We start from the raw sequence: 26,505 nt of genomic DNA on the forward strand, positions 1-26,505 counted from the left end.
GGGCCGGAAACGTTTTTCCGATTTTTATATTCTCTGGATTTTATATCGTCTTGTTCTATACGGCCCTTCCGGACAGTTCCAAAAGCCGTCTGTAAACAGCCAGGTCCAAATCTGCAAACACATTAAATATCACCTGTTTTAAGGACTTATCCCCTTCCAGAAAACCGGCCACTGTTTCTATGGCCGTCTCAGCCGCCCGTTCACGCGGAAATTGAAATACTCCGGTGGAAATGCAGCAAAAGGCAATGGGCCTGATCCCGCTTTTTACCGCCAGCTCCAGGCAGGACCGGTAACAATCCGCCAAGAGACAACAGTCCTTCTCCCGCAGGGGGCCGGAAATAACCGGCCCCACCGTGTGCAGCACATACCGGCTGGGCAGATTATATCCGGGAGTGATCTTCGCGGTGCCGGTGGGTTCCTCATGCCCCTGGGCTCTCATGATCTCATTGCACGCAAGGCGCAGCTGGATCCCGGAAAATGAATGGATCGCATTATCAATGCATGAGTGCAGCGGATGAAAGCATCCCAAAAGCGCGCTGTTGGCTGCATTTACAATGGCATCCGCCCTCAGCCTGGTTATATCCCCCTGCCAAAGAAAGATGCGGCTCCCCTCCTTTACCGGGGCCAGGGAGGAGGCATCCACAATTCCGCGTTTCATTATCTCGTCCCGCAGATATGTATCCTGGATCTCTAAGAACTCACGGCCCGGCGGAAGGGGCGGACGCACGTTCATCAGTGCCCGGATCAGTTGTTTTTGCCCCGCCTCATCCTCAGGGATCTCAACCTTCCTGTATTGAGGCATCTCCCCTGCCAATGTCCGGATCAGATAGATCCGCTGTTCTTCCGGCGTCATGTGTCATGCCTCCTCTCCCTGTCCGTTCCGTTATCTGAAGCCCTGCCTTCCAAAGTTTTACCTTCAAGGGCCCTGCATATGCCCTCCAAACTTTCAGTCATGTCGCCATTGATACCGGCGGCCCGTTTTTCCACATCTGCAGGAACCGCGGCCCCATCCGTATTCAGGCGTATAAAGGACCACCGCCCATTCTGCCGCACCATTTTTTCAAAGGGGAACCGTATGATGGCCGGGGTGTTAAAGCCGACACCCAGCTCCAGTACCACCGTCTCCTTCAAAGCCGCCTGCTCCAGGAACGCGCTGTAACGTTTTGCTGCCTGATGCCAATGGTCATCCTCCACAAAATATTGGTCGCACCGTAAATTCATGGCCATGGGACCGCCGCACACAGGGCACACGGGAACCATGCAAGAGGGGATAACGCAGCCTTTGCGGGCCTCATTCATGCGCGCAAACAGATCCGTGGCATCATAGGTCACGTCATGGCATGCCCCGGCACACTGGATCTTCCCATAATCCCCCTGGGTGGCGAATATATTTTTATCTTCAAAGCCTGCTTTCCAGAATTGGTGGTCCACATTGGTGGTCAACACAAAATGCTTCCGTGTGGTCACCATATCACACAGTTTCCTGTACAGAGGTAAAGCCCCCGGTTCAATCCTGTTCACCCAGACGTGTTTGGACCAGTAGCCCCACCGCTCCTCCTCCGTGGGAAAGGGATAAAAGCCAGCCGCATACATATCCCTCATGGCAGCAGGCCCGTATCTCCCGATAAACTCACTGAAATTTTCCTTAAACCGCCGGCCCGTGTAGGTCAGTCCCGCTGCGGCCGACAGACCGGCTCCTGCTCCGACCAACACGGCATCCGCCTTGCTGATCATGGATGCCGCCCTTTGGATCAGTTGATCATAGGGCAGATCCTGGTACACGTAATCTCCGGCAGAAGTGCCGCTTAAAAACCTAAGCCAATCCATTTTCATCCCTCTTTCCAAGCTGTCTCTCCCATGAAACCTTACCAAGACCTTCCGGCTGCCTGCAGAAATTTCCTGGCCCATATTGAAAAAATAACGGCCGCGGTTTATAATAAGCCCAGGCGGTCCGGCATGGCTGTACAGCTGATAAATATGATACAGCCAAATATGACTGTATCATCTAAAATATACCTGGAGGTACCCTTATGGAACATACAAAAAACATACCTGATTGTCCTGTGGAAATGACCCTGCAGCTCATTGGCGACAAATGGAAAGTCCTGATCCTGCGGGACCTGCTCACCGGGACCAAACGGTTCAATGAACTGATGCGCTCCGTGGGCGGCATCACACAAAAGGTCCTCACAAGCCATCTGCGCGCCATGGAACAGGATGGGCTCTTGACACGGACCGTTTATCCCGAAGTGCCTCCCAAAGTGGAGTACACGCTCACAGAAACAGGATACAGCCTGAAACCTATATTGGATTCCATGTTCGCCTGGGGCAGCGAGTACAAAAGCAGGATTTAGCTGCAGGACCCGGGAGCAATCTTAAAACAAGGATCTATGTTCACCATGCAGACCTGCATCAGAATTCATAGGGCGGATTGCCGGAAAAGTCGGCAATAACCCCATGGGGCTCATCCAGATAAAACACCTCAAAGATCGGGTTGTCGGCCCTGTTATACTGGCCCTTTACAATGGGATTGGCCATACACCCTTCCTTCACCTCCATATTGTTCTCAAACACCACCCGGCCATGAAGGCGGATCCATGCATAACCGGGATCAGAAACACTCACCTCAATCTCCGGATTCGCCTGCATGTCCTTATAGACATCCTTCCGGTTATTGGTGCAGAACCACAGCTTCCCATCCTTTTCAAAGCAAAACATAAAGGGGCGGCATTTGGCCTTGTGGTCCCTGCCCACGGTTGCCAGGTACTGTACCGGATTAGCCTGTAAAAATTCCACTACTTTTTTCATGAAAATGTCTCCTTTTCTTCTAAGCATTCGTTACAGAGTATATCTGTACTGGTTACATTCATGATTATAGCTTAAGCAGTATTCATCCGGTAAGTACGCACTTTAAAGTGGGATAGGCACCCGGCGGATGGATAGGCACCCGGCGGGAAGATAGGCACCCGGCGGGAAGATAGGCACCTAAACGTATGTAACTATCTTTATGATACTGTTTCAAACCGCCCTTTTCCCCGCCATACCGATCCTCCTATTTCTCATATAAAAATTTTTCGGGAAGGGTCACCTTAAAATCCCTGGCCAGATCCCGGAAATTCTGAGCCGTAATGGTCTGAAGCTTATCAGGGCGCATGGACAGCATTTTTACCAGGATCTGCGCGGACTTCTCCACCGTGTGCATAAGCCCAAAGGTCAGGTCAAAATCCTCTCCGGAGCAGAACATGCCGTGATGAGCCCAGATCGCCACGTCATACTGCTTCATCAGCTCGCTGGTCGACACTGCAATGTCCCTTCCGCCGGGAACCATCCACTCCACAACCCCGATACCGTCAGGAAAAACAACCGGGCACTCGGTGGCCATCTCCCACAGCTCCCTTGTAAACACCTCGTCCTTTAAAGGAAGCACAAAGGTAAGGGCGATCACATTGGCGGGATGGGCATGGTAGATCACCCTGTGCTTTCCGCCCGTGGCCTGCTTTTTTACCTCATGGTTCATGAGATGGGACGGCAGTTCACTGGTGGGCCTGCCGCCCTTTACCAGCCCCCAGCAGATGCGGTAATTTTCCCCGGTCCCATCCAGCTCTATGATACAGGCATTTGCCTCAGGTTCAAGGATCATATTGCGCATATATTTTCCGCTTCCCGACACCATAAAATATTCGCCGGCCAGCCCGGGCACGCTGGTCCCTATGGGCTGCCACGGCTGCGCTGCGCTCAGGCATTCCCTGATCTCCTCAACTTCCCCGGGGGTGATGCGGTAGCTTAAATTCCCGCCGTTTCGCTCGTGCCAGTTCTGCTTAAAGCCATCGTCACACATACGGATAAATCCCTGTACAAAAGATGCATCTAATACGTTCATTTCCATGTTCCTCACTTTTTATTTTTTCGTAACTATGTATATAAATCCCTGCCAGTTCCACAACACCCTGTCAGCTCCGCCTTGACAGCACTTCCTGCTCATAGGCCTTTACATCCTCAAACCACTGCTCCTTTACCGGAACCTGGTTCTCTTCGCAGAAATGATCCCACACATCGCCAAATGGATATGTTTTAAGTTCCTCCTGGAGCATCATCAGCTCCGTAAACCTGCGCTCTTCCTGGAGTGCCGCAAGGGACTTTCCGGGCATCAGAAGGGCATATAACAAGGCTTTCTGCATGTTTCTCATGCCCACCACCCAGGCGGCAATTCGGTTGATGCTGGCGTCAAAGAAATCCAGGGCCAGCAGTACCCTTTTTGGATCATTGCGCACGATCTCCTTGGCGATTTCCCTTGTCTCATCATCAAACAGCACCACGTGGTCGCTGTCCCAGCGCACCGGGCGGCTTACGTGAAGCGCCACCTGGGGTGAGAACAGGAGCATGGAAGATATCTTGTCAGAGATCACCTCTGTGGGGTGAAAATGTCCGCTGTCCAGAAGACACATGATTCCCCTGGAGGCAGCATAGTTCATGTAAAACTCATGGGAACCCACCGTACAGCTCTCCATTCCAATGCCGAATACCTTTGACTCCACGGCCACCAGGACCTTTTCCTTACGGTAATCCATATCCAGGATCCGGTCCAGGGAATCCTTAAGCCTTGCCCTGGGCGAGGTGCGGTCAGCCGGAATATCCTTAAATCCATCGGGTATCCATATGTTAAGGGAACAGGGAGTGCCCAGTTCCTCCGCAAAATACTGGCCGATGCGGATGCAGGCCCTGCAGTGGTCGATCCAGAATTTCCGGATTTTGGGATCCTCGCTGGATAAGGTTGCATTCTCCGCCTTGGGATGGGAGAACATGGTGGGGTTAAAATCCAGCCCCAGTCCCATTTCCTTGGCAAATTCCACCCATTTGGCAAAATGCTTGGGCTCCAGCCGGTCCCTGTCCACCTTCTCTCCCTCTTCAAATATGGCATAGCTTGCATGAAGATTCAGCCTGTGCTTTCCCGGGATCAGGCTCAACGCCTTTTTGATGTCGCTCATAAGTTCCCGGGGATCTCTTGCACGGCCCGGATAATTGCCGGTTGCCTGGATTCCCCCCGACAGGGCCTGCGCGCCCTCAAATCCCATAACGTCATCGCCCTGCCAGCAATGCATTGAGATGGGAATGTTCCTTAACTGTTCCATGGCCGCCTCGGTATCCACGCCAATGGCTCCATATATTTCTCTTGCTGATTCATATCTTTCCTTTGCATTCATCCTGACTTTACCCCTTTCAATGGTTGCTTTTGCTGTGATATGTCTTTATTTCAAAGGACCTGAAAATACTCTCCCTTGCGTCCGCAAGGCTTGCGTATTCACCGCCCTTTATCATCTGCGCCGCCAGGTTGCCGATGGCCGTGGCCTCCGCGGGCCCTGCGTACACGGTCCTGCCGGTTGCATTTGCCGTCAGGCGGTTGAGATAATCGGCATTGGCCCCGCCCCCCACAATATGGATCCTGTCATAGGAAATCCCTGTCAGCTGCTCCAGTTCCTTTACACACGCCCCATAGCAGACTGCCAGGCTGTTATAGATCACGGCAGCCATCTCCCACCTGGTCCTTGGGACCTGCTGTCCGCCGGCATTGCAGAAGTCCGCCACAGCCCTGCACATGCTGTCCGGCGCCAGGAAACAGCTGTCATTGCAGTCCACAATGGAGGCAATCCTTTCCCTGGACGCTCGTTCGCATATTTCCCCAAAGGAATAACGCTCCCCCTCCGCTTCCCACTCCTTTTTCACGGACTGGATCATCCAAAGGCCCATGATATTTTTCAGGTAACGGTATCTGTGTTCATATCCGCCCTCATTTGTGAAATTGGCCCCGCGGCTTTCTGGCCCGCAGTCGGCATATGGCCGCTCAGTGCCCATCAAGGACCATGTCCCGGAACTGATATAGAGCACATGTTCCTGATTGGACGGCACAGCCATCACGGCGGAGGCGGTATCGTGGGTTGCCGGAAGCACCACCTTGCAGTCAAATCCCACCTGCCGGCGTATCTCCCCCCTGAGGCTGCCCACCACGGTTCCCGGCATGGAGAGGGCGCCAAACAAATGCTTCGGATATCCCAGCATCCCGATCAGCTCCTCATCCCATGTTCCGGTACGGGCATCCACCAACTGGGTGGTTGTGGCATTGGTATACTCCTGCCGCTTCTTTCCGGTGAGCAGATAGTGAAAATAATCCGGGATCATCAGCAGACCGTCCGCCTGTTCCAGCCGCTTCCCCTGTTGGCACCGGTCGGCCATCAGCTGGTAAATTGTGTTGAATGTCTGCCTTTGGATGCCGGTACGGGCATACAGGTCTTCCGGAGAAATAATCCCGTACACCCTGGTGTCCATCCCCTTGGTGCGTCCGTCCCGATACCCCACGCTTTCTCCCAGCCTGCGTCCCTGTTTGTCCAAAAGCACATAGTCCACGGCCCAGGTGTCGATGCCCATGGTGCGGGGAATGATCCCCTGCTTTTTGCACTCCCTCATTCCGGCTGTGATTTCCTCAAACAACCTGTCCGTATTCCAGCAAAGCCGGCCGTTTACAGACTCCATCCCATTGGAAAAACGGTATATTTCCCGGACCTTCATCACATGATCCTGAACCCAGCCAATGATGTGGCGCCCGCTGGACGCTCCGATATCCACTGCCAGATAATAATTGCACATTCCCGTCACCCCTCCTTGTATATTGCATGCCCTCCCGCGGTCTCTGCCCCGGAAACCATATAAAAATCATACCGCAAAAAGGGCAAAAAAATAAGAACGCAACTTGTGGAGATTTTGCGTCCTTATTTGCAGTGTATCCCTCAATCGGAAAGCGTTTGGCTCAACCGGTATTCCCTGGGGGACTGACCGTAATATCCCTTGAATATGCGGTGGAAGTAGCTGGTATTGTCATACCCCACAGCCACGCTGATATCCACAATGTTCATCCCTGTATTCTGCAGCAGGAATGCGGCCTGGTTTAAGCGCTTTACCTGGAGCAGTTCCTTATAGTTGCGCCCCAGGACCTGCTTGATCATGCGGCTCAAACAGTATACGTCATATCCCATGATGCCGGCCAGCTCCGCCAGGGTGCCCTCGCGGTAATGCTCTTCAATATACCGGAGCACCTGGAAGGTCAGTTTCTGTTCCAGGGATTGTCCTGAATCAGGGCTCATCCTCAATCTGCCTGTATAGTGCATGAGATGGAGGAGCACAAGGCCCATGGTGGCCTGGTTGATGCTGCGCTTGCCCGGCTGTTCATTGAGCAGGGACCACACCATATTTTCCATCAGGTTCTGAATGGGCAGTACATCCGACACCTGGAAATGCAGATATCTGTCATACCTGGTATCATCACAGAGACAGCCCACCAGAAATTCCCGCAGCAGATTCTCTTCCTCCCCCATCATCCGGAAGGCAGTGTCAAAAAACTCAGGCAGGATAATAAAATTCACCCCTATGTCATCCCGTCCTGCCGGAAGTATTTCCTGGGTGGCGTGCTGGTTTAAAAACAACAGCTCCCCGGCCTTTAATTCCATCCGGTTGCCATCCACTATATGGGTGGTATGCCCCTGGCACATGTAGATGACCTCCACATAGTTGTGGGTATGGGCAGGGAAATGGACAAACCGCGTATGGGGCCGGATCGTTATCATCTTACCTGCGTGAAGCAGCTTCCTGCTGTCTATGACCATATCACCACGGTCCATATAAAGGGTCCTGTCTATCTCGCGGTTCCCCCTAAGGATATCCTGCTCTTCCCGGGTGATCACACTCAGGCGTTCGACCATCTCCTGATTCACTGCCTATTCCCCCTTTTATCCGTGTCACACCTTTTCCAACCATGTCACACGTTCTCCGGTTCCAGCTGCCGGTCTCCCAGCTCGTTCACTAAATGTTCAAAGTCTTCCAGGGGCATGGGTTTGAAAAAGGCATATCCCTGGACCACGTCACAGCCGCAGCTTCTGAGGAAATCCACATTTTCCACAGACTCCACACCCTCTGCAATGGTCTTGATCCTCAGCTCCTTGGCCATGTGTATGAAATTGGAGACCACGATCCGTTCCTTTTCACTGTCCTCACTCTTGTGAAAGAACATGATGTCCAGCTTCAGCACGTCAATGGGCAGGTTTTTCAGCAGGTTAAGGGAACTGTAGCCGGAACCGAAATCATCCAGGGAACAGATAAAGCCCTTGGACTGAAGCTTCCTCACAATGTCGGAGAACAGATCCGTATCATTTAACAGGACTCCCTCGGTAAACTCCAGCTCCAGATAGCCGTCCGGCAGCCGGTACTTCTGTTTGGTCTTTGCATAATACTCTATAAAATCCTTCTGGAGCAGCCCCACCTTTGACACATTGACAGCCAGGCTGATGGGACTGCCGCCCTCATCCAGGTAGCGCCTGAACCATCCGCATGTCTGTTCAAACATGTACCGGTCCAGCAGGACGATCCGGTCGCTCTTTTCAAACAGAGGGATAAAACTGGCAGGCGGGATCAGGCCCTTGGATGGACTGAGCCAGCGCACCAGGGCTTCCGCCCCCGCGATCCGGTTGTGGTTCTGAATGTTCACCTTGGGCTGCATGTAGACCTTGAATTCCCCTGCCCTTAAGGCTTTTTCAGCTTCCGCCTCCATTAAGGAATCCTCGATCTGCTGCTGTCTGATCTCGTCATCATACAGCGCGCAGCTGCTTCCGGACCTCTCCTTTGCAATCTTATGAGCCATGTTGGCGTAATTCACCAGCACGTCAATGGATGTCTCACTGTCACCGGGAGCAAGCCGGTAAACGCCGATGGACAGTTCGATAAAATCCTGCCCCTCAACACCGGAATCCTTTATGTACTGATTCAGGGACAAGACCTGCTCCATAAAAAGTTCCTGGCTTTCGCACCTGCAGATCCCCGCAAAATTATCAGCCGACACACGGCAGGAGATGCAGTCCTTTGACTCCTTGTCCACCAGGTACTCAGATATGATCCTCAGGATCTTATCCCCTTCCTCATACCCCAGAATATCATTGATGAATTTGAACTTCTTTAAGTCTCCGTACCACAAAATACAGGAGGGCAGGTCATCCCTTCCAAGGAATTGCCTGGCATCCACCTTAAATCCGTCATAATTGCGCAGGCCTGTAAGCCTATCATTGTAGGCCAGATCCATGAGCATCTTCTGGGCCCGGGCCGCCATGCTCCTCTGCCTGCTGATAAACAGGGCAAACAGGCAGCATGCCACCACGATAATGGCCATGATCCCCATGGTGGTCTCTATATATCTGGCCCGCAGCACGTTCTGGGGCACCATGCTGTGAAGGTACCATCTGCCTTCTAAGAGGGGCACGATAACAGACACCTGTTCTCTTCCATACTTGTCGGTCATTTCAAAGGACCCGGTACCGCCCTCCTCTATGGCCTTTCGCAGCGCCTCCTTGTTCTCCGGCAATATATCCCCGGGGAACGCATGAATGGAGCGCATGATGTAATCCCCGCTGCTGCTGATTATATTGGAAAATCCCTGACCGCTGAGTACCGGAGCGTCCAGGATGCTCCTTAAAACATCGGCTGTGTGCACCGCGCAGAGAACGCCTATGGTCTCTCCTGCCGGCGTCTTGATCCCCACGCCGTAATAATTGATGTACTGTCCCTCCTGAAGGTCATCCGAAAACACGTCCGATATATTATTCTTCCCCTGCAGGGCTTTTTGGAAAAACTCCATGTCCTTCAGATTGCGTTCATAGACCTTACCGTTTAAATCCACAAACCACGCGTCTCCATCCAGCCTGGCAAACCCCATGCGTATGAATGCATTTTCATTATTAATATCACGGAGAATGGGCAGGAGACGTTCACGCTCACTCTCGTCCATCCCTCCCAGCATAATCCCAAGCCCCTCCAACGTCTGAAGATCGCCCTGGACCTGCTTTACAATCGTAGTCTTTTTCTGGTCAGATGCATTGTACAGATACTCAATATTCTCCACCTGGTTCTTTATGATCATCTGCACCAGGAACAATAAGCTGCTGGCAATAAAACACAGGCACAGCAGTAAGGGAAGGACCGTGTCCATTAGCCTGTGCGTTTTTCCATCTGTCGTACTCATCTCATATACCCCGGCCTTTTTCTTCAGAACCCCCTGGTCGGGAGTGCTCCCATCCGGTGTTGTCCTGATTTCTAAATTGGTTTAATCATAATATATTTGAACTCAAATAGCAAGAAAAATGGGCGTCCCAAGGGCTCCTAATACCTGAAAATACAAAAAACAGGCAGGGGGGTCTGCCTGTTTTCTTATCTTTATTCAGCCTGTTTCTTGATCTGCAGCGGCATCCGCACTCCCATGGGGTTTAAAAGCACTCCCACAGCCTCTGCCACCAGGATCTGGGGGATCTTGTCCGCGGTTATGACAAGGGGACGCAGCTGGTTTTCCCTGTTAAACTTCTGGAACTCCATAATATCAGTAAAGATCGCCTGATACACCTCCTGGTCGTTTAACTTGATGACAGGTATGCCGTTCCCCTCTTTCTGTACGGGAACAATGAAGCTGCCTTTAGCAAAGTAATTGGATATCTCTTCCTGCCACTCCCTTAACTGGGGGCTGTTCTCCTGTGCAGGCTGTTTTCTCAGTTCCTGCATGTAGTAGAGGGCGGTGAGATGCAGTTCCGGGTTCTCCACCCACATCTTGCCTTCCGGATCCTGGGCCGGTCTGTCCCGTCTTACAAAATCAGCCAGCTGGATATGCCTTTCCTCTGCACCCTCCGTGACAGCCAAGGCATTCACTCCCATGGTATAAAGGCTGGTGTAAAACATAAGCATCTGCCTGTCTTCCAGCTTTGCCACCTTAACATCAATGTTGCCGCCTGCCAGTTCGCCAGCCTTTGCCTGGGCATCCTCTGGCGTAAAAAACATATAGGTCTCATCATCAAACGATTCCGGATCGCAGACAATATATGGCTCCTTGGTGCAGCCGGATATTAAAACATAGAGTGCCTCAGCACTCTTTAAGCGCTGGATTACTTCCTGATTTCCTGTGGATTTGTTATCATTCATGTAGTTCTTCTCCTCTTCTTTCCTTCCAAGCACAGCCGGGCAGGATATGAAAACCGGGCCGCACAGCGTACTTAAAACAGACTATCGCTTGTTATTATACCACCCCATTCATTCTTATGCTATTTAAATAATATAAAATCTTTTTTACTTTTTTCCAGGAATCAAAAAGGTATGGCTTCCGCTGATGGAAATCCATACCTTGTGCTGTTCCTGTATCCTGCCTTATATCCCTAATGCCTTATACCTTTATGCCTATATCCATGCCTATATCCGCCTGTTCCCGGCTTGCGGACCCATCCGCTTGATCCTACACCGCGAATTTGGCAAGTCTCTGCTTTAGATCCCTGCAGTTTGACTCCTCCGTGTGCAGAACCAGCTCCACGGTGCGGGACACTGCCAGATAAAGGACGCCCAGTATGGACTTGGCGTCTACCATGTGGCTGCCGTACTTTATATCTGCGTCATAATCATAGCGGCTGATCGTATTTACAAAATCCACCACCTGATTGGGTTTTTCAAATTTTACCAACATACTTGTCATTCTATTACACTCCTTTGTATATAATGGTTTTTCCCCTCATTGGACAAGGGTATGGAAATCTATGCCAACCATTTATATTGCAATAAGTATAAAAGTTTCAGCCACTTTTTTCCATGGTAGAATTTTTTGATATTGAGTAAAATTTAACGATTTAAGGTATAAGTAAGATTTACTTAAGGTTTATCCAATGTTTTCCTGTATCATTCCCCCGGGCATTTTATACCAGATCGTAACTGTTCAATCAAACACAGACAAGCTCTATACCAGATAGTTCTGTTCAGGATCCCCTCTCCACTCTTCGATCACATCCGGTTTCACAATGTCATACCACTGTTTCATCATGCGGAAATGAAACAGGTCCTTTTTCAGGCGTTCCAATGCCTGTTCCCCGTTCCAGTAATGCCCAAGACGGTTTTCCAGGTCCCTTACGGTCTCTCCATACTCCGGCCTGGCACCCAGATCCTCCAGTTCCCCGGGATCCCTCTCCAGGTCAAACAGCTGGCTTACCTGGTATCCGGCATGCTTTACCAGCTTATAGGACCCAAGGAGCAGCATGGCGCTGGGATCATCCCCCTTGATGTCGCTGCACATTGATACCACCTCCCTGTCAGAAGGCACAGGCGTCCCTTTTTTCAGGTTGGACACCAGGCTTATGCCGTCCTGGTCCGGCAGACGCTGGCATCCCGACAGTTCCAAAAACGTGGGCGCAATATCCAGCAGGCTAGTGAAACCGCCCACATGGCCTCCTTCCGGAAATACGCCCGGCCAGACATACACCATGGGTACATGGGATGAGCCTTCATAAAAATTGGTTTTCCAGAACAAACCGTGTTCCCCGATATTATCTCCATGGTCGGAGCCGTATACTACAATGGTGTTCTCCCATCCCGCTGTTTTTTCAACGGTTTCCAGGATCCTGCCTATAAGGCCGTCCACATACTCCACCATACCGTAGTAAGCCGCCCGTATCCTGCGCACATCCTCAGGGGTCACTTTTTCCATATTCCTGTTGGCATACCATTTCCGGATGGCCGGATGCATGGCGTCCTTTTCCTCCTGATCAGGAAAATGGATCTCAGGGAGACATTCATAATAGTGTTGGTATAATTCTTCCGGCGCTATGTAGGGACAGTGGGGGCCATAAAAGCCCACGGTCATAAACAATGGACGCTCATCGGTCCTCTCCTTCAGAAAGCGGCAGGCCTCTGACGCAACATCCTCATCATAGTCCAGTACTGCCGAGCGGCCTGCCCCTGACTTTTTAATGGAGGTCAGGTTCTGTCCAGAGGAGCGTTTAAACTCCCCATAAATCTCAGCTTCATTGTCCCCTCCGATAAAGCAGGGGGTGATATCGCCCACCAGACGTTTTTCATATCCGTGGCGCTGATCATTTCCCACAAAATGCATTCTTCCGCACAAAACCGTCTCATATCCCCCCACGGTCATGGAGTTTACAAAGGTGGCCTTGTCGGACGGCAGGCACTGCATATTATTATAGACCCCGTTCCCGGTGGGCAAAAGGCCGGTGAGGATGGAGGATCTGCTGGGCACGCACAGCGGGGCCGCGCAATAGCAGGAATCCAGCGCCGTTCCTCTGGCGTAAAGACGGTCCAGGTTAGGGGTGCGTGCCCAGTGGTCCCCGGCGGCTCCCATAACGCTCTGGTTATGCTGGTCTGACAACAGATAAATTATATTGGGTTTCATGCTCTATTCCTCCTGCAGGTCCTGTTCAATATTAGAGTCCTGCTGCACTTCTTTTCCTTTTCTAAGGGCTTTTATATTGGCATAGATCAGATAAGCTGTCAGCAGCAGGATACCGATGCACAGCGGCCTGGCCAGCACATACAAGAAAATGTTCCTGCCCTGGGCTGAAACTATGGTGTAAGTCCTCACAAAGTTGCTCTCAATGATACTTCCCAGGATCAGCCCCAGAACCACGGGTGTATTGGGGATTCCCAGCTTGGCCAGCACCACCCCGAAAATTCCCATGCCAATGGCCACATATACGTCATACACGGAATTATTCACGCTATATGCGCCGATCAGGGAACACATCAGAACCACGGGGATGATATGCCGTATATTCAGTTTCAGGATGGATGCAAACACAGGGATTCCGAATATCCCGATCACCATCATAATAACGGCTGCCAAAAACATTCCCAGGATAAACGTGTATACAATATCCCCATGCTCCACAAACAATCTCTGCCCAGGCACCAGACCGTGGATGGTCAGGGCGCCGAACATGATGGCCGAGGTGGAGGAGCCGGGTATTCCCAGGGAGAGCATGGGAACCAGGGATCCGCCCACTGCCGCATTGTTGGCGCTCTCCGGCGCCACGATCCCCGCCGGGTTCCCCTGCCCGAAGGTTCCTTTCTTATCCCTTCCCTTGGCTTCCCCGTAGGCCAGGAAGGAAGCGATCGCTCCGCCTGTTCCCGGCAGGATCCCGATAAAGGTTCCGATAGCCGATGACTTTAGCAGCACGCCGGTATAGTTTCTCCAGGTCTCCTTCCAGATATCGATGAACCTGGCTTTCTGGAGCTGCAGGATCTCCTTATCATCCCCGTTTCCGTTCAGCCCGATCCCCTGTTTGATCATCTCCGCAATGGCAAACAGGCCGATGATGGCCGGGATCAGGTTGATGCCTCCCCTGAGCGCTTTGGAGCCAAAGGTGAACCGCATGGCGCCTGTGCTTCCATCGATCCCGATCATGGCCAGGAACAGCCCGGCAAGCGCTGCCAGCAGCCCCTTTGGAACATTTTTCCCTGTCAGGCTGCCCACAATGGTCAGGCCGCAGATGGCCAGCAGCATCATTTCCGGCGGGCCGAACCTGACAGAGATGCTGGACAATACAGGTGCAAAAAATAACAGTACGATCAATCCGATAAAGCTGCCGATGCCGCTGGCAATAACGGAAAAATACAGCGCCCTCTTTCCTTCACCCTTTCTGGTCATCTGGTATCCCTCCAGCGCCGTGCAGGATGCCTCCGCCGTTCCCGGACAGTTGATCAGGATTCCGGATATGGAGCCGCCGTAGGAGGATCCCAGATAGATTCCTCCCAGGAACAGCAGTCCCTGTTCCGGCCTCATGGCATAGGTGAACGGCAGCATGACCGCTATCCCTATCCCCCCATTCATGCCGGGAATCGCACCCAGGATCACTCCTGCCGCAGTGCCCAGAAAGCACACCACCAGTGTCTGCACACTGAACAAATTGACCAGGACCTGTGTTATCAGCTCCATATGATACACTCCTCTCCTGTTTTATTTCTTTAACATGGCTTCTCTCATGGCAAAATCTTCTTTTAAGAACGCGTCCAGGTCCGCTCCGGTCAGCAGCGCCGGCTCCTCATCAATATTGGAAACGCTTTCCTTGATCTCGCCTTCATATCCCTGCTTTAAATTTTCCACCAGAACATTTACAACAGACTCCGGAAGGCCCTTTGGCCCCACCAGCATCCTGACGGCCGGATTCACAATGTCATATCCCTGCTCTGAGAAGGTGGAGATGTCAGGAAATGTTCCCAGGCGGTCACCCAGCATGATTCCCAGTACGGTGAGATCCTGCTCCTGTGCCTGTGAAATGAACTTTGCGCTGAGGATCCCCGCTTCAATATGCCCGCCCAACAGGTCTGCCAGGACCTTGTTGCCGCCCTCATAGACAACGCCGGTGGTAACGATCCCCATTTTCTCATTCATCAGATCCAGTGAAAGGTTCTGGATCGCGGATGGAAGGGCAATGGTCAGCTCTCCGGGCTTTTCTTTGGCCTTGCTGACGAAGTCGTCCAGGTTCTTCATGTCGGAACCCTTTTTCAAAACAAGGATGTCCCCCGTTGTGTTCAGTCCTGCAATATAAGTAAAATCATCCGTGGTAAAATCACATTCACTGGCCCCATATACAAAGTTGGCCACATCCGTATTGGAAAATACTCCCAGCGTATATCCGTCTGCCGCTGCCTGTGAGATATCTCCCATGCCCACCAGACCGCTGGCGCTTCCATTGTTAATGATCACAATGGCTTTTCCCAGGGTCTTCTCAAGGGGTGTGCACACAGCCCTTGCCATGGCATCCGTACCGCCTCCGGCCGCCGCCGTTACAATACATTGGATCTCTTTTTCAGGATAGGCTGCCGATGCAGCAGCTTGTTCCCCGGCCTTATCTTCCGTCTTGGCCGCGGCCTGTGTGGCTTCCCCTGTCACTGCCTGGGCCGTTGTATCCTTTGGCGCGGAATCACTCTTTGCACATCCGGATAAAACCGCTGCCGCCAGCAATGCCCCGCAGACTCCTGCCCATAATCTCTTTCCCGTACTTCTCCTCATAACTTTCCTTCCTTTCCTCTGCCTAACGCAGAATTCCCGATGGTGTAACAATTTTTAACCCCACTGTAAATACCGCAAACGCCGCCACTGTTACCAACAGCGAATACGCCAGAACCCCTGCCAGCGCCTTCCCTGTTTTCACCGGTGTGATCAGCCATGAAATGCCGGCAATTACAAAAAATGCCGCAAAGTAAAATCCCAAGGTCCCTGCCATAAGCGGATTGATAAACAGGAACAGGATCATCACGATCTCCTTCCACCATATCCTGGACAACGGCTGATCCGGCGCTCCCCTGGCCGCGCTTCCCAGCAGAACCATCCCGATAAGGATCAAAAGCACAAATACCGTCATGGGATAGATTCCTCTGGACAGTCCGGTCACCCCGGACATACAAAGGCCAAAACAACAGGCCAGGACACCGGATAAGAAATTGGTTTTAAGAAATTTTTTCTCTTTTATCAAAACCCCGCCTCCTTTTTTCTCCCTTACTATGTTTGATATTGTCATAATAGCACACTCTTTTCTTAAAATCAAGAAATTTTTTCTCTTTTATTATAATTTTTTTCGTATAATCAAGAAAATTTTTCTCTTATTTTTTTCTTTTTTTCTCTTTTTACTTGTATTTTCTGTAAAAAAGTGGTATAATACAGGAAAATCAATGGGAGAAACAGTGATGGAGAAAAAAATTACCTTACAGGATATTGCCAAAACTGCAAATGTGACGGTCGCTACGGTCCACAAGGCTCTTCATAACAAAAAGGGCGTCAGCCCTGAAAAGCGGGAAGAGATACTGGCTCTGGCCCGTTCCATGAATTACTACAGCGAACCTTCGGTCCATAAGACCTATAAGATCGCCGCCGTATTCCCCGGACCTACCAATGACAACCGGTATTTTTACCAGTATATATGGAAGGGGATCCATGACAGGGCAAAGGAATTGTCTCCCTGCCATGTGGAGATCCTGGACATCACCTTTGACGGAGGCCAGGAACAGCAGCTCCAGGTCCTGAACCATATTTGGGAGACGCGGCACCAGGAGCTGTCCGGCCTCCTCACCGTGGTCTGGAATGAGACTGATTCCCTGGAGGTCCTGAACCGGTTTACAGACGAGGGCATCCAGGTTTTTACCATTTCCGCAGACGCCCCCTTCAGCCAGCGCACCGCCTGCATCATGGCCAACCCTTACCGCTCCGGCCGTCTGGCAGCCGAGTATCTGGGCTCTGTCCTCAGGCAGCCATGCCGCGTGGTCATCATCGGGACCAAACGCGACACCAACAACCATGCCCAGGTGGTACGTGGATTCTTTGACCAGATGACGGAGAGCAACCCGCTGATCGAGATCATTGAATTATATGAAAATGTTTATTACCCTGAAAAGCTTTTTGAAACACTCAGCGAGTTTCTCCACACCATTGACAATATCATGGGAATTTACGCCAATAACGCAAGAACCACGGCACGGGTGTGCACCATGGTAAACGAGATCGGATACCAGAACAAAGTGACCATCATCGGAAGCGAACTTTTTGAGGAGTCCAAGGATGCCCTAAAGCATGGGATTCTCAATGCCATCATTGACCAGAACGGATATGAACAGGGATACAAGGGCGTTTCCATTGCCTTTGACAGCATTGTTCTGGGGAATGAGGTGCCGTCAAAGCACGAGATCAACACCTCCCTGATCCTGAAGAATAACCTTCCCCTGTAGGGATAAAAGGAACTGCCCGGGCCTCCCTGCCGAACTGGTCGTTGCGCACCTGTTCATAAAAACGGGCACAGGAAATCCCCACCAGCAGGCATCCTGCAATTAAGAGTATGATAATTCTGCGCATTATGCGGTTATTTTCAAATTCCTTTTTTGGCGGCGGTTGGGGCGTGTGTGCCCTTATCCACTGAGGGTACCATAATCCCCCAAAAATACATCTGGAAATCCAGGATTTAATCGACATTTTTTAGAGTTGATGTCTATTAACAAATCCTCTCTGTGAAGGAAAAAAGTGCTGCCCTGCTTGCGGTTTTCCAACCGTTTGCATGGCAGCACCTAAATCTAACTACTTTACTATATCCCCAGCACAATAAATACCGTATCCTGATCCCCATATTCCTTCATCTCAAATGCCAGCAGTTCCAATAGTTCCTCACGCCTGCGTATCATGGAATAATCTATCAGCCGTTCACCTGCCGCCACCCACACCTGAGGCAGCTTTTCTCCCATATCACCATACTCGCTGTATTCCTCCAGCAGCTTTTCCATGGATTTAACAGCTCTTCCAGCAGTGGTTTTTCCATAACCCCCGCTTTGTCTGTATAAGCGGAGTGTTCCATCATAGGCGAGTACATATACGGATGGTTTTTTCCTGCAAAAGAATTCCATAAACGGATTCTTCTGCCTGTGTTCCACCCTGCACAGCCAAAAGCTCCCGTTGGAATCCATCATTGATTCCCCATGCCGGAAGTCTTTTTCCTGTTTTTTTATGATATCCTCTATCTGGGATTCTTCCAGGGGGAAGGTATGTGATTTCCTATTTCTGTGATCCGCCAAACCAGTGGCAACCGCCCTGACAATACCTCTCTGGGGTTCTGATTCCATGATGACCTGCACCGTATCCCGCACAGCCCCTGCCCGGATCGCCCCCTGGACCGCCTCGGCCTTTAATTTCTCCAGTTCCTCCATGGTTGGGGACTGGATGGTCCGTTCACATACTTCCCGTATCATTGCCAAACCCACCCCAATGGGTGAAATGGCAATGGGGTCCCTGCAGTAACGGTATTCCCTCCCCAGGATCCCAGCCACTGCCGGAAGAAGGGATGGACTTCCTCCCCCTCCGCCGATCAGGGGCAGGGTAACCCCGCCCAGGGAATTGTTTTCCTCCATTGTTCCGATCACACTGCGGACACAGTCGGCTGCATATCCAAACACTTCCCCCAGTACCTCATCCGTGGATTTATGCACATACTCCGCCAGCAGCTTCACTCCTGCTTTTGCCTGGTCCGCAGATCCATGGGAAAAGTCATTCGGGCCTATATATCCCCCATAATTAGCCAGACATGTCAGGGTCAATGCATATTCTGTTCCGGTAATTCTGTCCCTTACCGCAAAGTATTGGGCGCAGTCACTGCCGCGGGAAAATGTATACGGTTCCAGCTCATGCACATGTATCCCCTTTGCAAAGCAGAGATATTCCAGCCCGGCAATATGGGCGCTTCTGGGACCGCAGGCCAGGCGGCCGTCTTCCAGGCGCACCATACTCCCGCCCGCTACCCCAATGGTGTGGATATCCAGGGAACGTATATAAGTATTATGTTCCCCGATACAGGCCCACCTGTTGATGACCTGCCCATTATGGATGACCGATATGTCCGTGCTGGTTCCTCCTGTTTCCAGGAAAATGCCCTCGGATGTATTTTCATGCATCAGTATTCCTGCCACACCAGCCGCCGGCCCCGACAATATGGTCTGGATTGGTCTTCTTTGCACTTCATCCGCACTCATCACGCCGCCATCGGAACGCATAATCATCAAAGGTTTACTGATTCCTGTCTGCGCCACGCTGTCTGCCATATAGCTGACGGTTTCCATCATCTTGGGCAGTATGCAGGCATTGATAACTGCGGTCTGCGTTCTTGTCCGCAGCCCGTACAGGCCCGACATGTCGCAGGTCCTGGTGCAGAAAAGCCCCGCCTCCTCAGCCAAACTCCGGATGCTGTTTTCAACCTGCGGATCGTCCACGCTGTATGCCGAGGCAGCCACCACGGTTTTAATCCCCAGTCCCACAATTTCCCCCATTATGCTGCGGCAGGTATTCTCATCAAATCCCTTGAGGAAAAAACTGATGACCTTAATCCTGTTTCCGGCACCAAGGGAGAGTTCCTTAAACGTGGTCTCCTGCCTGATTCTGGCCGCTCCCAGGCCCTCCCCGCATCCTATGACTGCAACCGGATCTACATCCCCCTCTAAAAGAGCATTGGTTGCCTGAGTGGTGCCGTGAGCGATAAACGCCACCTGTTCCGGGGCGATCTTACATGTCTCCATCAAACGGCACAGGGCATTTCTGATTCCTTCCGATACCCCTTTTTCATGGTGATGGGTGGTGGGAACCTTTACGATCCCAACCAGATCTCCTGTTCTGTCATCTATGGCCACTGCATCTGTAAAGGTTCCCCCTACATCTATACCAATCCGGTACATGATTCCACCACCCTCCTGCATTTATTTTTTCAGCATATCGAAACTTTTCTTAGTGCACCTGTTGCAGGCACGTATTACGGTTCCCCTGAACCCATCCTCCTCCAGTGAACACACCGCCTCTATGGTAGTTCCTCCAGGTGTACACACCTGGTCTTTCAGGATGCCCGGGTGCTTACCCGACTCCAGAACCATTTTTGCAGAACCCATCACTGCCTGGGCAGCTACCCGCAGCGCAAAGTCCCTTGGAAGGCCATTGGCTACTCCGCCGTCCGCCAGCGCCTCTATATACATGGAGACGCAGGCAGGTATGGTACCGCTGATGCCGGTTGTGGCAAACATCTTATCCTCATCCAGCAATTCTACCAGACCGTTGGCTGAAAAAAGCACTTTCACATTCTCCAGTTCCTCAGGACTGAGATCATTATCCCTACTAAAAATCATGACACCGGCTCCTACCATGGCTGGAGTATTAGGCATGACCTTTAGCACCTTGGCTCTTTTTGCCACAGCTGTCCTGAGTTTTTCCGTACTCCATCCCGCTGCAATGGATACCAGCATATGTTCCTGCCTGAGATAAGGATTAATCTCATCCAGCACAAGCTGGCATATGTATGGTTTCACCGCCAGTATCAGGAGATCACAGCACTGGGTCAGTTCAACATTGTTGTTCACAGGATTTACTCCATATTCCTGTTTCATGGACTCCAGCTTTTGCCGGTCAATATCAAACACATAAATATGCTCCGGCGCCACGGTCCGGCTGTCCACGATCCCTTTCATGATGGCATGTGCCATATTCCCGCTTCCAATAAAACCCACTTTATAATTCAACATAATACCGATCTCCTCACTTTTATATTTCCACTGTTATCTCCCTATGTTAAAACGCAATAAAGCCAAAGATTCCAATACAAACCGCTGCCGTCACCCACAGATACAGGAAAGACTTCTTTGTCAGATCAAACACTTCAATCTTTAGATAGTCAGCCGCCCATACATGGTGTGAGTTGGTCGGGTCGCAAGCCAGCAGGAACAGATGGCAGGCCAGGAACGCCGCCACAATGGCATGTACCGGCAAAATCTGCGAAGCAATCATAAGCCCCAGGACACCGCTTCCCAATCCCCACATATTGAAGGGGCCGCGGTACAGGCAAAGGGGAGCAAGCAGTGCAAAGAAAAGGATGTATGTCATCCGGCCATGAGGCAGTATGCGGCTCATAAGTCCGGCCATGCTTGCAGATACTTCAGGACTGCCCACCGATGCGATCACCATACCGATGGCAACCATGATCATAATGGAAGGGGCCGCGGTCTTTACAGCAGTGGGGCCTGTCTTGGCAAGGGTTTTCAGCATCGCCCTTCCAGTGGTAACTGCTGCTCCATATGTGCAGGCCGCCATCAGAGCCGGAACAATAGGCCAGCCTAATCCAAGGATCAGCGGAAACGGTATAACAGGCATCAGAAGCGCCCATGGATTAACCTTGATATCATCCCCGGCCTCAGGTGTAACCGTGACAGCCCAGGCCTTTCTCCCCTTCATCTTCACTTCCATCAGCATGAATACCAGCAGTCCCAGGATCCCCACTCCCATAACGATCAGGGCATATGGCTTGATATCATTAATTTCCAGACCGGCTGCACTCATGTAAAGCTGCCACTGAGCTACATTGAGAATCAGCCCTACTGCCCTGGCAAAGATAAACATTGCCCCTGCCACAACCGGTGTGATCCCTACAGCCAGCAGAATAGGCAGCACCAGAGTACCGATCATGATGGTTGCCCCCAGGCCGGTAACTGCGGTAAACAGCAGGATGACCGCAATATTCAGGATAAATGATAAAAGCAGCGGCCGGTTCCCTCCCAGTTCCGTGGCACGCCTGATAATATCCTTTGTCACTCCTGTGGCGGTCATGATCTCGCCCAGCCATGCGCCGAAAATCAGGGCCATAATGGAAGATGCCATTCCCGTTGAACCCTTTTCCAATATACTTGACAGGATCCCTTCCTTTCCATTAAGAGGCACGCCGCCCACAATACCGATCAGAATGGCCATAGCCATCAGAGCGAGAAACGTAGGTATTTTATTCTTAAAGATCAAGAATGCAAACACCAGAAAAATAGCAATGATCAAAATCCCCTGTAACATAAAAAACCTCCTCTTTTCATTTGTCATTCTGGTTATCCATTGGTTAACCAGTGTTGTTAATATTATAACAAGGTTGCTGCTCAATGTCAATTCTTTTATGAATTTTTGGCAGAACTTGAAATACCTGTAATATTTAGTATAATAAAAGGACCACCCCTATCAGGGTTTTTTAATACATTTAGAAAAGGGGAATCACAATGAATGAAGATAAAGATAAGACAGCGTCTGCCGAAACAAAACTGATCCAGTTTATACAGGACAATGATCTACAGGTGGGTTCCCTCCTCCCGTCCGAACGGCAGCTGGCCGCAAAACTGAATATTTCCCGAGGCCAGCTGCGCAATGCGATCCAGAAGCTGGCCCATGAAGACATGTTTGATGTCATCCCCCAGGTAGGTACCATGCTGAAAAGCCGGCAGCCCGGAGCCACCATATTTAAAAAAGTACTGAATCTGGACACAGTGGATCTGCAGTCCCTGATCGAAGTCCGAATTTCCCTGGAAGTGACTGCGGCAGGACTGGCTGCCAAGCGTGCCGCACAGGACGACATTCAAGCCATCAGGGACGCCTGTCTGGCCTACGAACGGGAAGCCAGTGCCTACAGCCCATGGCATGAGGAAAATATCCGTTTTCACATGGCGATCATCCGCGCCTCCAAAAACGGAGCCATTATCGCCATCATGGAAAACCTGTTGAATGAGGCCGTGCTCTATACCCGTTCCAAGCAGTCCTCCTACACCCAGGAAAGGCTAAACCGCTCCATCCGCGAGCATAAAGCCATAACCGATGCCATATGCAGCCATGATGAAGCTGCTGCTGTCCGGGAAATGAGTTTCCATATGCAGAAGATGGCCGATGTGGCGGAGAAACTGAGTAAGATATTTTAAAAAAACCTCTATGGAAATCCCCTGCTCCTGTCAGCAGGCCGATCCATAGAGGTTTTATGTTTTCAGACTATCTTTATATTCTTATCTGAAAACAATCATCCAGCTGCGAGGCTGCGCTTTGCAGCTTTGCCTGAAGTGTGTTTTCCAACATGGAAACAGTTCCGAATCCATCACATCTGCAAGGGCCTGGCATCTAGGCGTAATAATGGCCGTTGCGGCAGTTGACGTGTTGTTATCCGAATGGGATCCGGTGGTGTGGAAGTTACGTCCGCGGTATTGGAAATGCTTCCCTGAGCGTCCGGACGAGCCGTCCCCCTGATCAGGATCGTCTGTGTTTTCCCGCTTACCATGGTGCCAAAGCCCAGGATCCCCGGCCATGGATTAAATGTCACTCCGCCATCCGTGGAAAATTCCACTCCGGTGAGTGCAGCTGGTATACTGTCGGTCAATGTTACATTTTCCGCTGAGGACGGATCTGCATTTGACGCTGTGATGGTGTAGGTCAGTTGTGCTCCCTGCTTTACAGAGCCGGAACCGGCTGTCTTAGTTACTGAAATATCTGTCAGGAAACCTTCGATCAGCACCGGAACCTCATTGGAGGCCACATTAAATTCCGCGGGAATCCCTCAAAATGCGCTTACGCCCCTGGTCCAGCCCGGCAAGTGCCTCCATCTCCTCATCGTTCAGGGCAAAATCAAATACACTGACGCCCATGGACCGGATCTTCCCGGACCCATATGCCTCCTCCATGGCCCGGTAGGCTTCCTAATATTTCATAAAATGAATACTAAAACAAGGAGCTGCCATGCTGAATCTGATAGAATTAGAACAGTTTGTAGCATTTGCTTATTACGGCACACTGTCAAAAGCCTCCATTCCGTTACTGTTGAATCCTGTGCCCCTGCACCCTTGTGGACCGTACTCCCGGAGCTATCCTCCCATTATCCTGACATGTCCATTTCATCCAGTATCCAGAATCCTGACGATATCGTAAACCATGTGATCGCTCATACCTGCGATATTGGAATCCTGCCCTATCCGGTGGAAAGCGAAGGGGTCCTATGCACCCCCATATTAAAATCTGATCACAAACAGTCCCTGGTTTTAAACCTTCCATCGGACATTTCCAGACGCCCTACTCAAACACGGCCTCAACTTTAGTACCGGCACTCCCCAGCGTCACCTCAATGGCAGGATCTCTATATTCCACTGTGGTACCTTCCGCCAGATCCGTTACCACGAATTTGACAAACCCATGGCCATCCTTTGCCTCTGCCCTAAGGCGCTGCGCGGTCCCCGCAAAATACCGTCCGCTCCAGGATGAGGCATCGGACACGCCCTTTGTTTCTTCTGTAATATCAGTATCATTGATACGGATAAAACCGGCCTCACTGTCCGTAAAAAGCGTCACGTCCACAACATTTGACAAGGAGAAACGTTCCTGCAAATAGCCCTCCATGTATCCGGCGCGTTCCTGCGCGAACCGGACCATCTTGTCCACGGCAGTTTCCCAGCTTTCCCTGCCTGGTACGGAGCCGGGATAACGGTTCGCCTGTTCATCGATGGCAGGCTCAATCTCTGATTTCCAGTTGCTGATCGCTTCCGCCACCGTGCCGGCGTTATAATTTGTATTCATCACATCGCAGAACCGGTTGATAAATCCGGCCTGGAACCCTTGGTTTTCCAGCAAACGTCTGAATATCAGTGTTGATTGGGAGGAAGTGAAACCATTGCCCCGTCTTCCGGATGAACTTTCATTCAGGGCATGGGACAAGGTATCGTTGGTCTGATCGCTCATCAGCCCAAAACCCCAGTCCATATCCTTGATGATCCAACGGTAGCGCCCGTCCTTGTACCACTCCGCTCCGCCGTCATATCCGCCGTTCTCTGTCCTGTACCGCCAGAAAACGTTATTATTGGCCGGCCAGTCCGTATTGGCGGAATAAATATTGGCAATATGGTAATCCATGAGATTATCTATGTCCACATACTCCAACGCTTTCTGGTAGCTGCTTTCATCTGCCATGGAATGGTCATTGAAAAAATTCCACATCTCCTCATAATATTCCAGATCGCTTTCTTCCCCCTCGCTGACCTCGGGCGTGCTGTTTCCGCTTGCAATCTCCAGGACCGTCACACGGTCCCCATCAATATCATAATGGTTTGCAAAATAATGGTCATCGTATCGCTCACGGATATTGTATATACCCAAAAATTCCCCGTTTACAAAAGCAACGCAGGGCCGTGCTGCCTGGGTGTCCACATTCAGATCACTGACAAGTTCCTGCATCAATGCATCCCTGAACAGAGTACCGGAATTGTCATTGCCGCTGGAGCGCAAAATAATCCGCTTGAATGTGGCAAGGATATCGTCATTACAGGACTTTGTCAGACCATCAAAAATCTCATGCTCTATGGTGGGGTTCTCCTTGTCATAGCTATCCTTGGCGTAAAAACGCAAAGCCTTTTGTGCCAGGGACCGGGTCGTGCCTCCGTTGATCCGCACCCCCATGTTCTGGGAAACCACCAACGTACCGTCCGGTTCAAACAGTTCAAAATACACCGGCCTTTCCCAGTCGGAACCGGACTGGCTGTAATTGGCGTAAATACCGGTCGCCTCGTCAAAGAGATTGGACGAGTCGGTGACAACGGATACCACCGGCAGGCTGCCATACCGCGACATAATATTCTGGCTGACAAAATATGACTTGACCGAGATATGGGATAATATATCCCCTTCTGCCGAAAATACCGCTGCCTTCACCACGGTTCCCTTAAACACATTTTCCGCCGGTTCCGCCGATAAAGAACCTCCACGGGGACCTCTGCCGCCGCCATTGCCAGGCCCGCGCTGTTCTCTGTCTGTATTTGCAGGTTTCGGTTCATTGCTGTCTGTATCTGCTCCTTTTGGATCATTGCCTTGCTCCATGGAAAGGTTGGAGCCCTCCGCTGCCAAAGCCTCCGCCCTGTCCAAGCGTGCCGGCAGCCTGATTCGAGAGCAGGTTCTCCTCGCCGGTTCTGTCCTTAATTGTGATTCCCGCTGCGTACTCCGGTGATCCATCCGTTGGGTCGCTGCCGTCCAGCGTATATCGGATGATCCCATTCTCCGTGTCTGTGGAAAGTTCCAACACAAACTCCTGCTCATAAAAGCTACTTTCCCGTGAAAATATCACACTGCCTGTTTTTGCTGCATTATCACTTATTTGTTCCGTACTTCCTGCCGTTTCACCAGCTATCCGGCTGCACCCGGCCGCAGAACATAACATGGCCGCCGTTACGCAAATGGCCGTTGCCCGAATTATAGTATTCTTCAAAGCTGCTCTCCTCCGCACTTTTTTTACCTCTTTTTTAATATAGCATGAGAACATTAAATTAAGCTGAAAACGCTGTGAAGAATCTGCGTACCAAATAAACTGATTT

The 26,505-nt window shown here is 51.2% G+C and carries 24 protein-coding genes; 3 read left to right on the forward strand and 21 right to left on the reverse strand.

Annotated features, from left to right (window positions below; translation table 11 throughout):
* Positions 1-55 precede the first annotated feature (55 nt).
* Both CLFS41_RS07325 and CLFS41_RS07330 read right to left on the reverse strand, forming a co-directional pair.
* Complete coding sequence (locus CLFS41_RS07325) at positions 56-853, reverse strand: protein-ADP-ribose hydrolase (RefSeq protein ID WP_045091887.1); 798 nt, start codon at positions 851-853, stop codon at positions 56-58.
* Positions 850-1,827 carry a hypothetical protein gene (locus tag CLFS41_RS07330; protein WP_007859915.1) on the reverse strand — a complete coding sequence of 326 codons (978 nt, stop codon included), beginning with the start codon at positions 1,825-1,827 and terminating at the stop codon, positions 850-852. Before CLFS41_RS07330 ends, CLFS41_RS07325 begins: the two co-directional genes overlap by 4 nt.
* Positions 1,828-2,030: 203 nt before the next feature.
* On the opposite strand from CLFS41_RS07330, the gene CLFS41_RS07335 reads away from it, so the two are divergent.
* Positions 2,031-2,354 carry a helix-turn-helix domain-containing protein gene (locus CLFS41_RS07335; protein WP_007859916.1) on the forward strand — a complete coding sequence of 108 codons (324 nt, stop codon included), beginning with the start codon at positions 2,031-2,033 and terminating at the stop codon, positions 2,352-2,354.
* A gap of 58 nt (positions 2,355-2,412) precedes the next feature.
* On the opposite strand, the gene CLFS41_RS07340 is transcribed toward CLFS41_RS07335, so the two are convergent.
* The 12 genes from CLFS41_RS07340 to CLFS41_RS07395 form a co-directional block, all read right to left on the reverse strand.
* Positions 2,413-2,808, reverse strand: a complete 396-nt coding sequence (locus CLFS41_RS07340; protein ID WP_007859917.1) for a pyridoxamine 5'-phosphate oxidase family protein — start codon at positions 2,806-2,808, stop codon at positions 2,413-2,415.
* Positions 2,809-3,052: 244 nt separating this feature from the next.
* Entirely contained in the window at positions 3,053-3,880 is an 828-nt protein-coding gene (gene rhaD / locus CLFS41_RS07345; RefSeq protein WP_007859918.1) for a rhamnulose-1-phosphate aldolase, read from the reverse strand.
* Positions 3,881-3,950: 70 nt separating this feature from the next.
* Complete coding sequence (locus CLFS41_RS07350; protein WP_045091888.1) at positions 3,951-5,201, reverse strand: L-rhamnose isomerase; 1,251 nt, start codon at positions 5,199-5,201, stop codon at positions 3,951-3,953.
* 16 nt (positions 5,202-5,217) lie between these two features.
* Positions 5,218-6,639 carry a rhamnulokinase family protein gene (locus tag CLFS41_RS07355; RefSeq protein ID WP_045091889.1) on the reverse strand — a complete coding sequence of 474 codons (1,422 nt, stop codon included), beginning with the start codon at positions 6,637-6,639 and terminating at the stop codon, positions 5,218-5,220.
* A gap of 140 nt (positions 6,640-6,779) precedes the next feature.
* Positions 6,780-7,760, reverse strand: coding sequence for an AraC family transcriptional regulator (locus CLFS41_RS07360; RefSeq protein ID WP_045091890.1), 981 nt, complete (start codon positions 7,758-7,760; stop codon positions 6,780-6,782).
* Positions 7,761-7,804: 44 nt separating this feature from the next.
* Entirely contained in the window at positions 7,805-10,054 is a 2,250-nt protein-coding gene (locus CLFS41_RS07365; RefSeq protein WP_040415003.1) for an EAL domain-containing protein, read from the reverse strand.
* Positions 10,055-10,245: 191 nt separating this feature from the next.
* The gene (locus CLFS41_RS07370) at positions 10,246-10,998 is read right to left on the reverse strand and encodes an SseB family protein (protein ID WP_007859927.1); all 753 of its coding nucleotides are present in this window, start codon (positions 10,996-10,998) and stop codon (positions 10,246-10,248) included.
* Positions 10,999-11,305: 307 nt separating this feature from the next.
* Entirely contained in the window at positions 11,306-11,539 is a 234-nt protein-coding gene (locus CLFS41_RS07375; RefSeq protein WP_007859928.1) for an HPr family phosphocarrier protein, read from the reverse strand.
* Positions 11,540-11,797: 258 nt separating this feature from the next.
* Complete coding sequence (locus CLFS41_RS07380) at positions 11,798-13,243, reverse strand: sulfatase-like hydrolase/transferase (RefSeq protein WP_045091891.1); 1,446 nt, start codon at positions 13,241-13,243, stop codon at positions 11,798-11,800.
* Positions 13,244-13,246: 3 nt separating this feature from the next.
* Positions 13,247-14,785 (reverse strand): tripartite tricarboxylate transporter permease, encoded by a 1,539-nt coding sequence (locus tag CLFS41_RS07385; protein ID WP_007859930.1) that lies wholly within the window; start codon positions 14,783-14,785, stop codon positions 13,247-13,249.
* A 21-nt stretch (positions 14,786-14,806) separates the two neighbouring features.
* Positions 14,807-15,862: a tripartite tricarboxylate transporter substrate binding protein gene (locus tag CLFS41_RS07390; RefSeq protein ID WP_045091892.1), complete on the reverse strand. Its 1,056-nt coding sequence runs from the start codon at positions 15,860-15,862 to the stop codon at positions 14,807-14,809.
* A gap of 22 nt (positions 15,863-15,884) precedes the next feature.
* The gene (locus tag CLFS41_RS07395) at positions 15,885-16,325 is read right to left on the reverse strand and encodes a tripartite tricarboxylate transporter TctB family protein (protein WP_045091893.1); all 441 of its coding nucleotides are present in this window, start codon (positions 16,323-16,325) and stop codon (positions 15,885-15,887) included.
* Positions 16,326-16,536: 211 nt separating this feature from the next.
* Here CLFS41_RS07395 and CLFS41_RS07400 point away from each other — a divergent pair, with 211 nt between their 5' ends.
* A complete protein-coding gene (locus CLFS41_RS07400; protein WP_007859933.1) occupies positions 16,537-17,571 on the forward strand; it encodes a substrate-binding domain-containing protein in 1,035 nt (344 codons plus the stop codon).
* A gap of 351 nt (positions 17,572-17,922) precedes the next feature.
* Here CLFS41_RS07400 and CLFS41_RS07405 read toward each other — a convergent pair whose 3' ends face one another.
* The 3 genes from CLFS41_RS07405 to CLFS41_RS07415 are packed head-to-tail and all read right to left on the reverse strand — an operon-like array spanning position 17,923 to position 22,198.
* Entirely contained in the window at positions 17,923-20,052 is a 2,130-nt protein-coding gene (locus CLFS41_RS07405; RefSeq protein WP_045091895.1) for a hydantoinase/oxoprolinase family protein, read from the reverse strand.
* A 21-nt stretch (positions 20,053-20,073) separates the two neighbouring features.
* A complete protein-coding gene (proC, locus tag CLFS41_RS07410) occupies positions 20,074-20,886 on the reverse strand; it encodes a pyrroline-5-carboxylate reductase (RefSeq protein ID WP_007859935.1) in 813 nt (270 codons plus the stop codon).
* A 46-nt stretch (positions 20,887-20,932) separates the two neighbouring features.
* A complete protein-coding gene (locus CLFS41_RS07415) occupies positions 20,933-22,198 on the reverse strand; it encodes a hypothetical protein (protein ID WP_007859936.1) in 1,266 nt (421 codons plus the stop codon).
* A gap of 197 nt (positions 22,199-22,395) precedes the next feature.
* Here CLFS41_RS07415 and CLFS41_RS07420 point away from each other — a divergent pair, with 197 nt between their 5' ends.
* Positions 22,396-23,085 (forward strand): FCD domain-containing protein, encoded by a 690-nt coding sequence (locus tag CLFS41_RS07420; RefSeq protein WP_045091896.1) that lies wholly within the window; start codon positions 22,396-22,398, stop codon positions 23,083-23,085.
* Between the two features lie 170 nt (positions 23,086-23,255).
* On the opposite strand, the gene CLFS41_RS07425 is transcribed toward CLFS41_RS07420, so the two are convergent.
* The 4 genes from CLFS41_RS07425 to CLFS41_RS07435 form a co-directional block, all read right to left on the reverse strand.
* A complete protein-coding gene (locus CLFS41_RS07425) occupies positions 23,256-23,669 on the reverse strand; it encodes a DUF11 domain-containing protein (RefSeq protein WP_157140259.1) in 414 nt (137 codons plus the stop codon).
* A 22-nt stretch (positions 23,670-23,691) separates the two neighbouring features.
* Complete coding sequence (locus tag CLFS41_RS30050) at positions 23,692-23,835, reverse strand: hypothetical protein (RefSeq protein ID WP_007859941.1); 144 nt, start codon at positions 23,833-23,835, stop codon at positions 23,692-23,694.
* Between the two features lie 385 nt (positions 23,836-24,220).
* Positions 24,221-26,041: a CotH kinase family protein gene (locus CLFS41_RS07430; protein WP_207642652.1), complete on the reverse strand. Its 1,821-nt coding sequence runs from the start codon at positions 26,039-26,041 to the stop codon at positions 24,221-24,223.
* Positions 25,998-26,399: a chitobiase/beta-hexosaminidase C-terminal domain-containing protein gene (locus tag CLFS41_RS07435; RefSeq protein ID WP_045091897.1), complete on the reverse strand. Its 402-nt coding sequence runs from the start codon at positions 26,397-26,399 to the stop codon at positions 25,998-26,000. The genes CLFS41_RS07430 and CLFS41_RS07435 overlap by 44 nt, the downstream gene beginning before the upstream one ends.
* Positions 26,400-26,505 lie beyond the last annotated feature (106 nt).

Source organism: Clostridium sp. FS41, assembly GCF_000954015.1.
Taxonomy (GTDB): Bacteria; Bacillota; Clostridia; order Lachnospirales; family Lachnospiraceae; genus Enterocloster; species Enterocloster citroniae.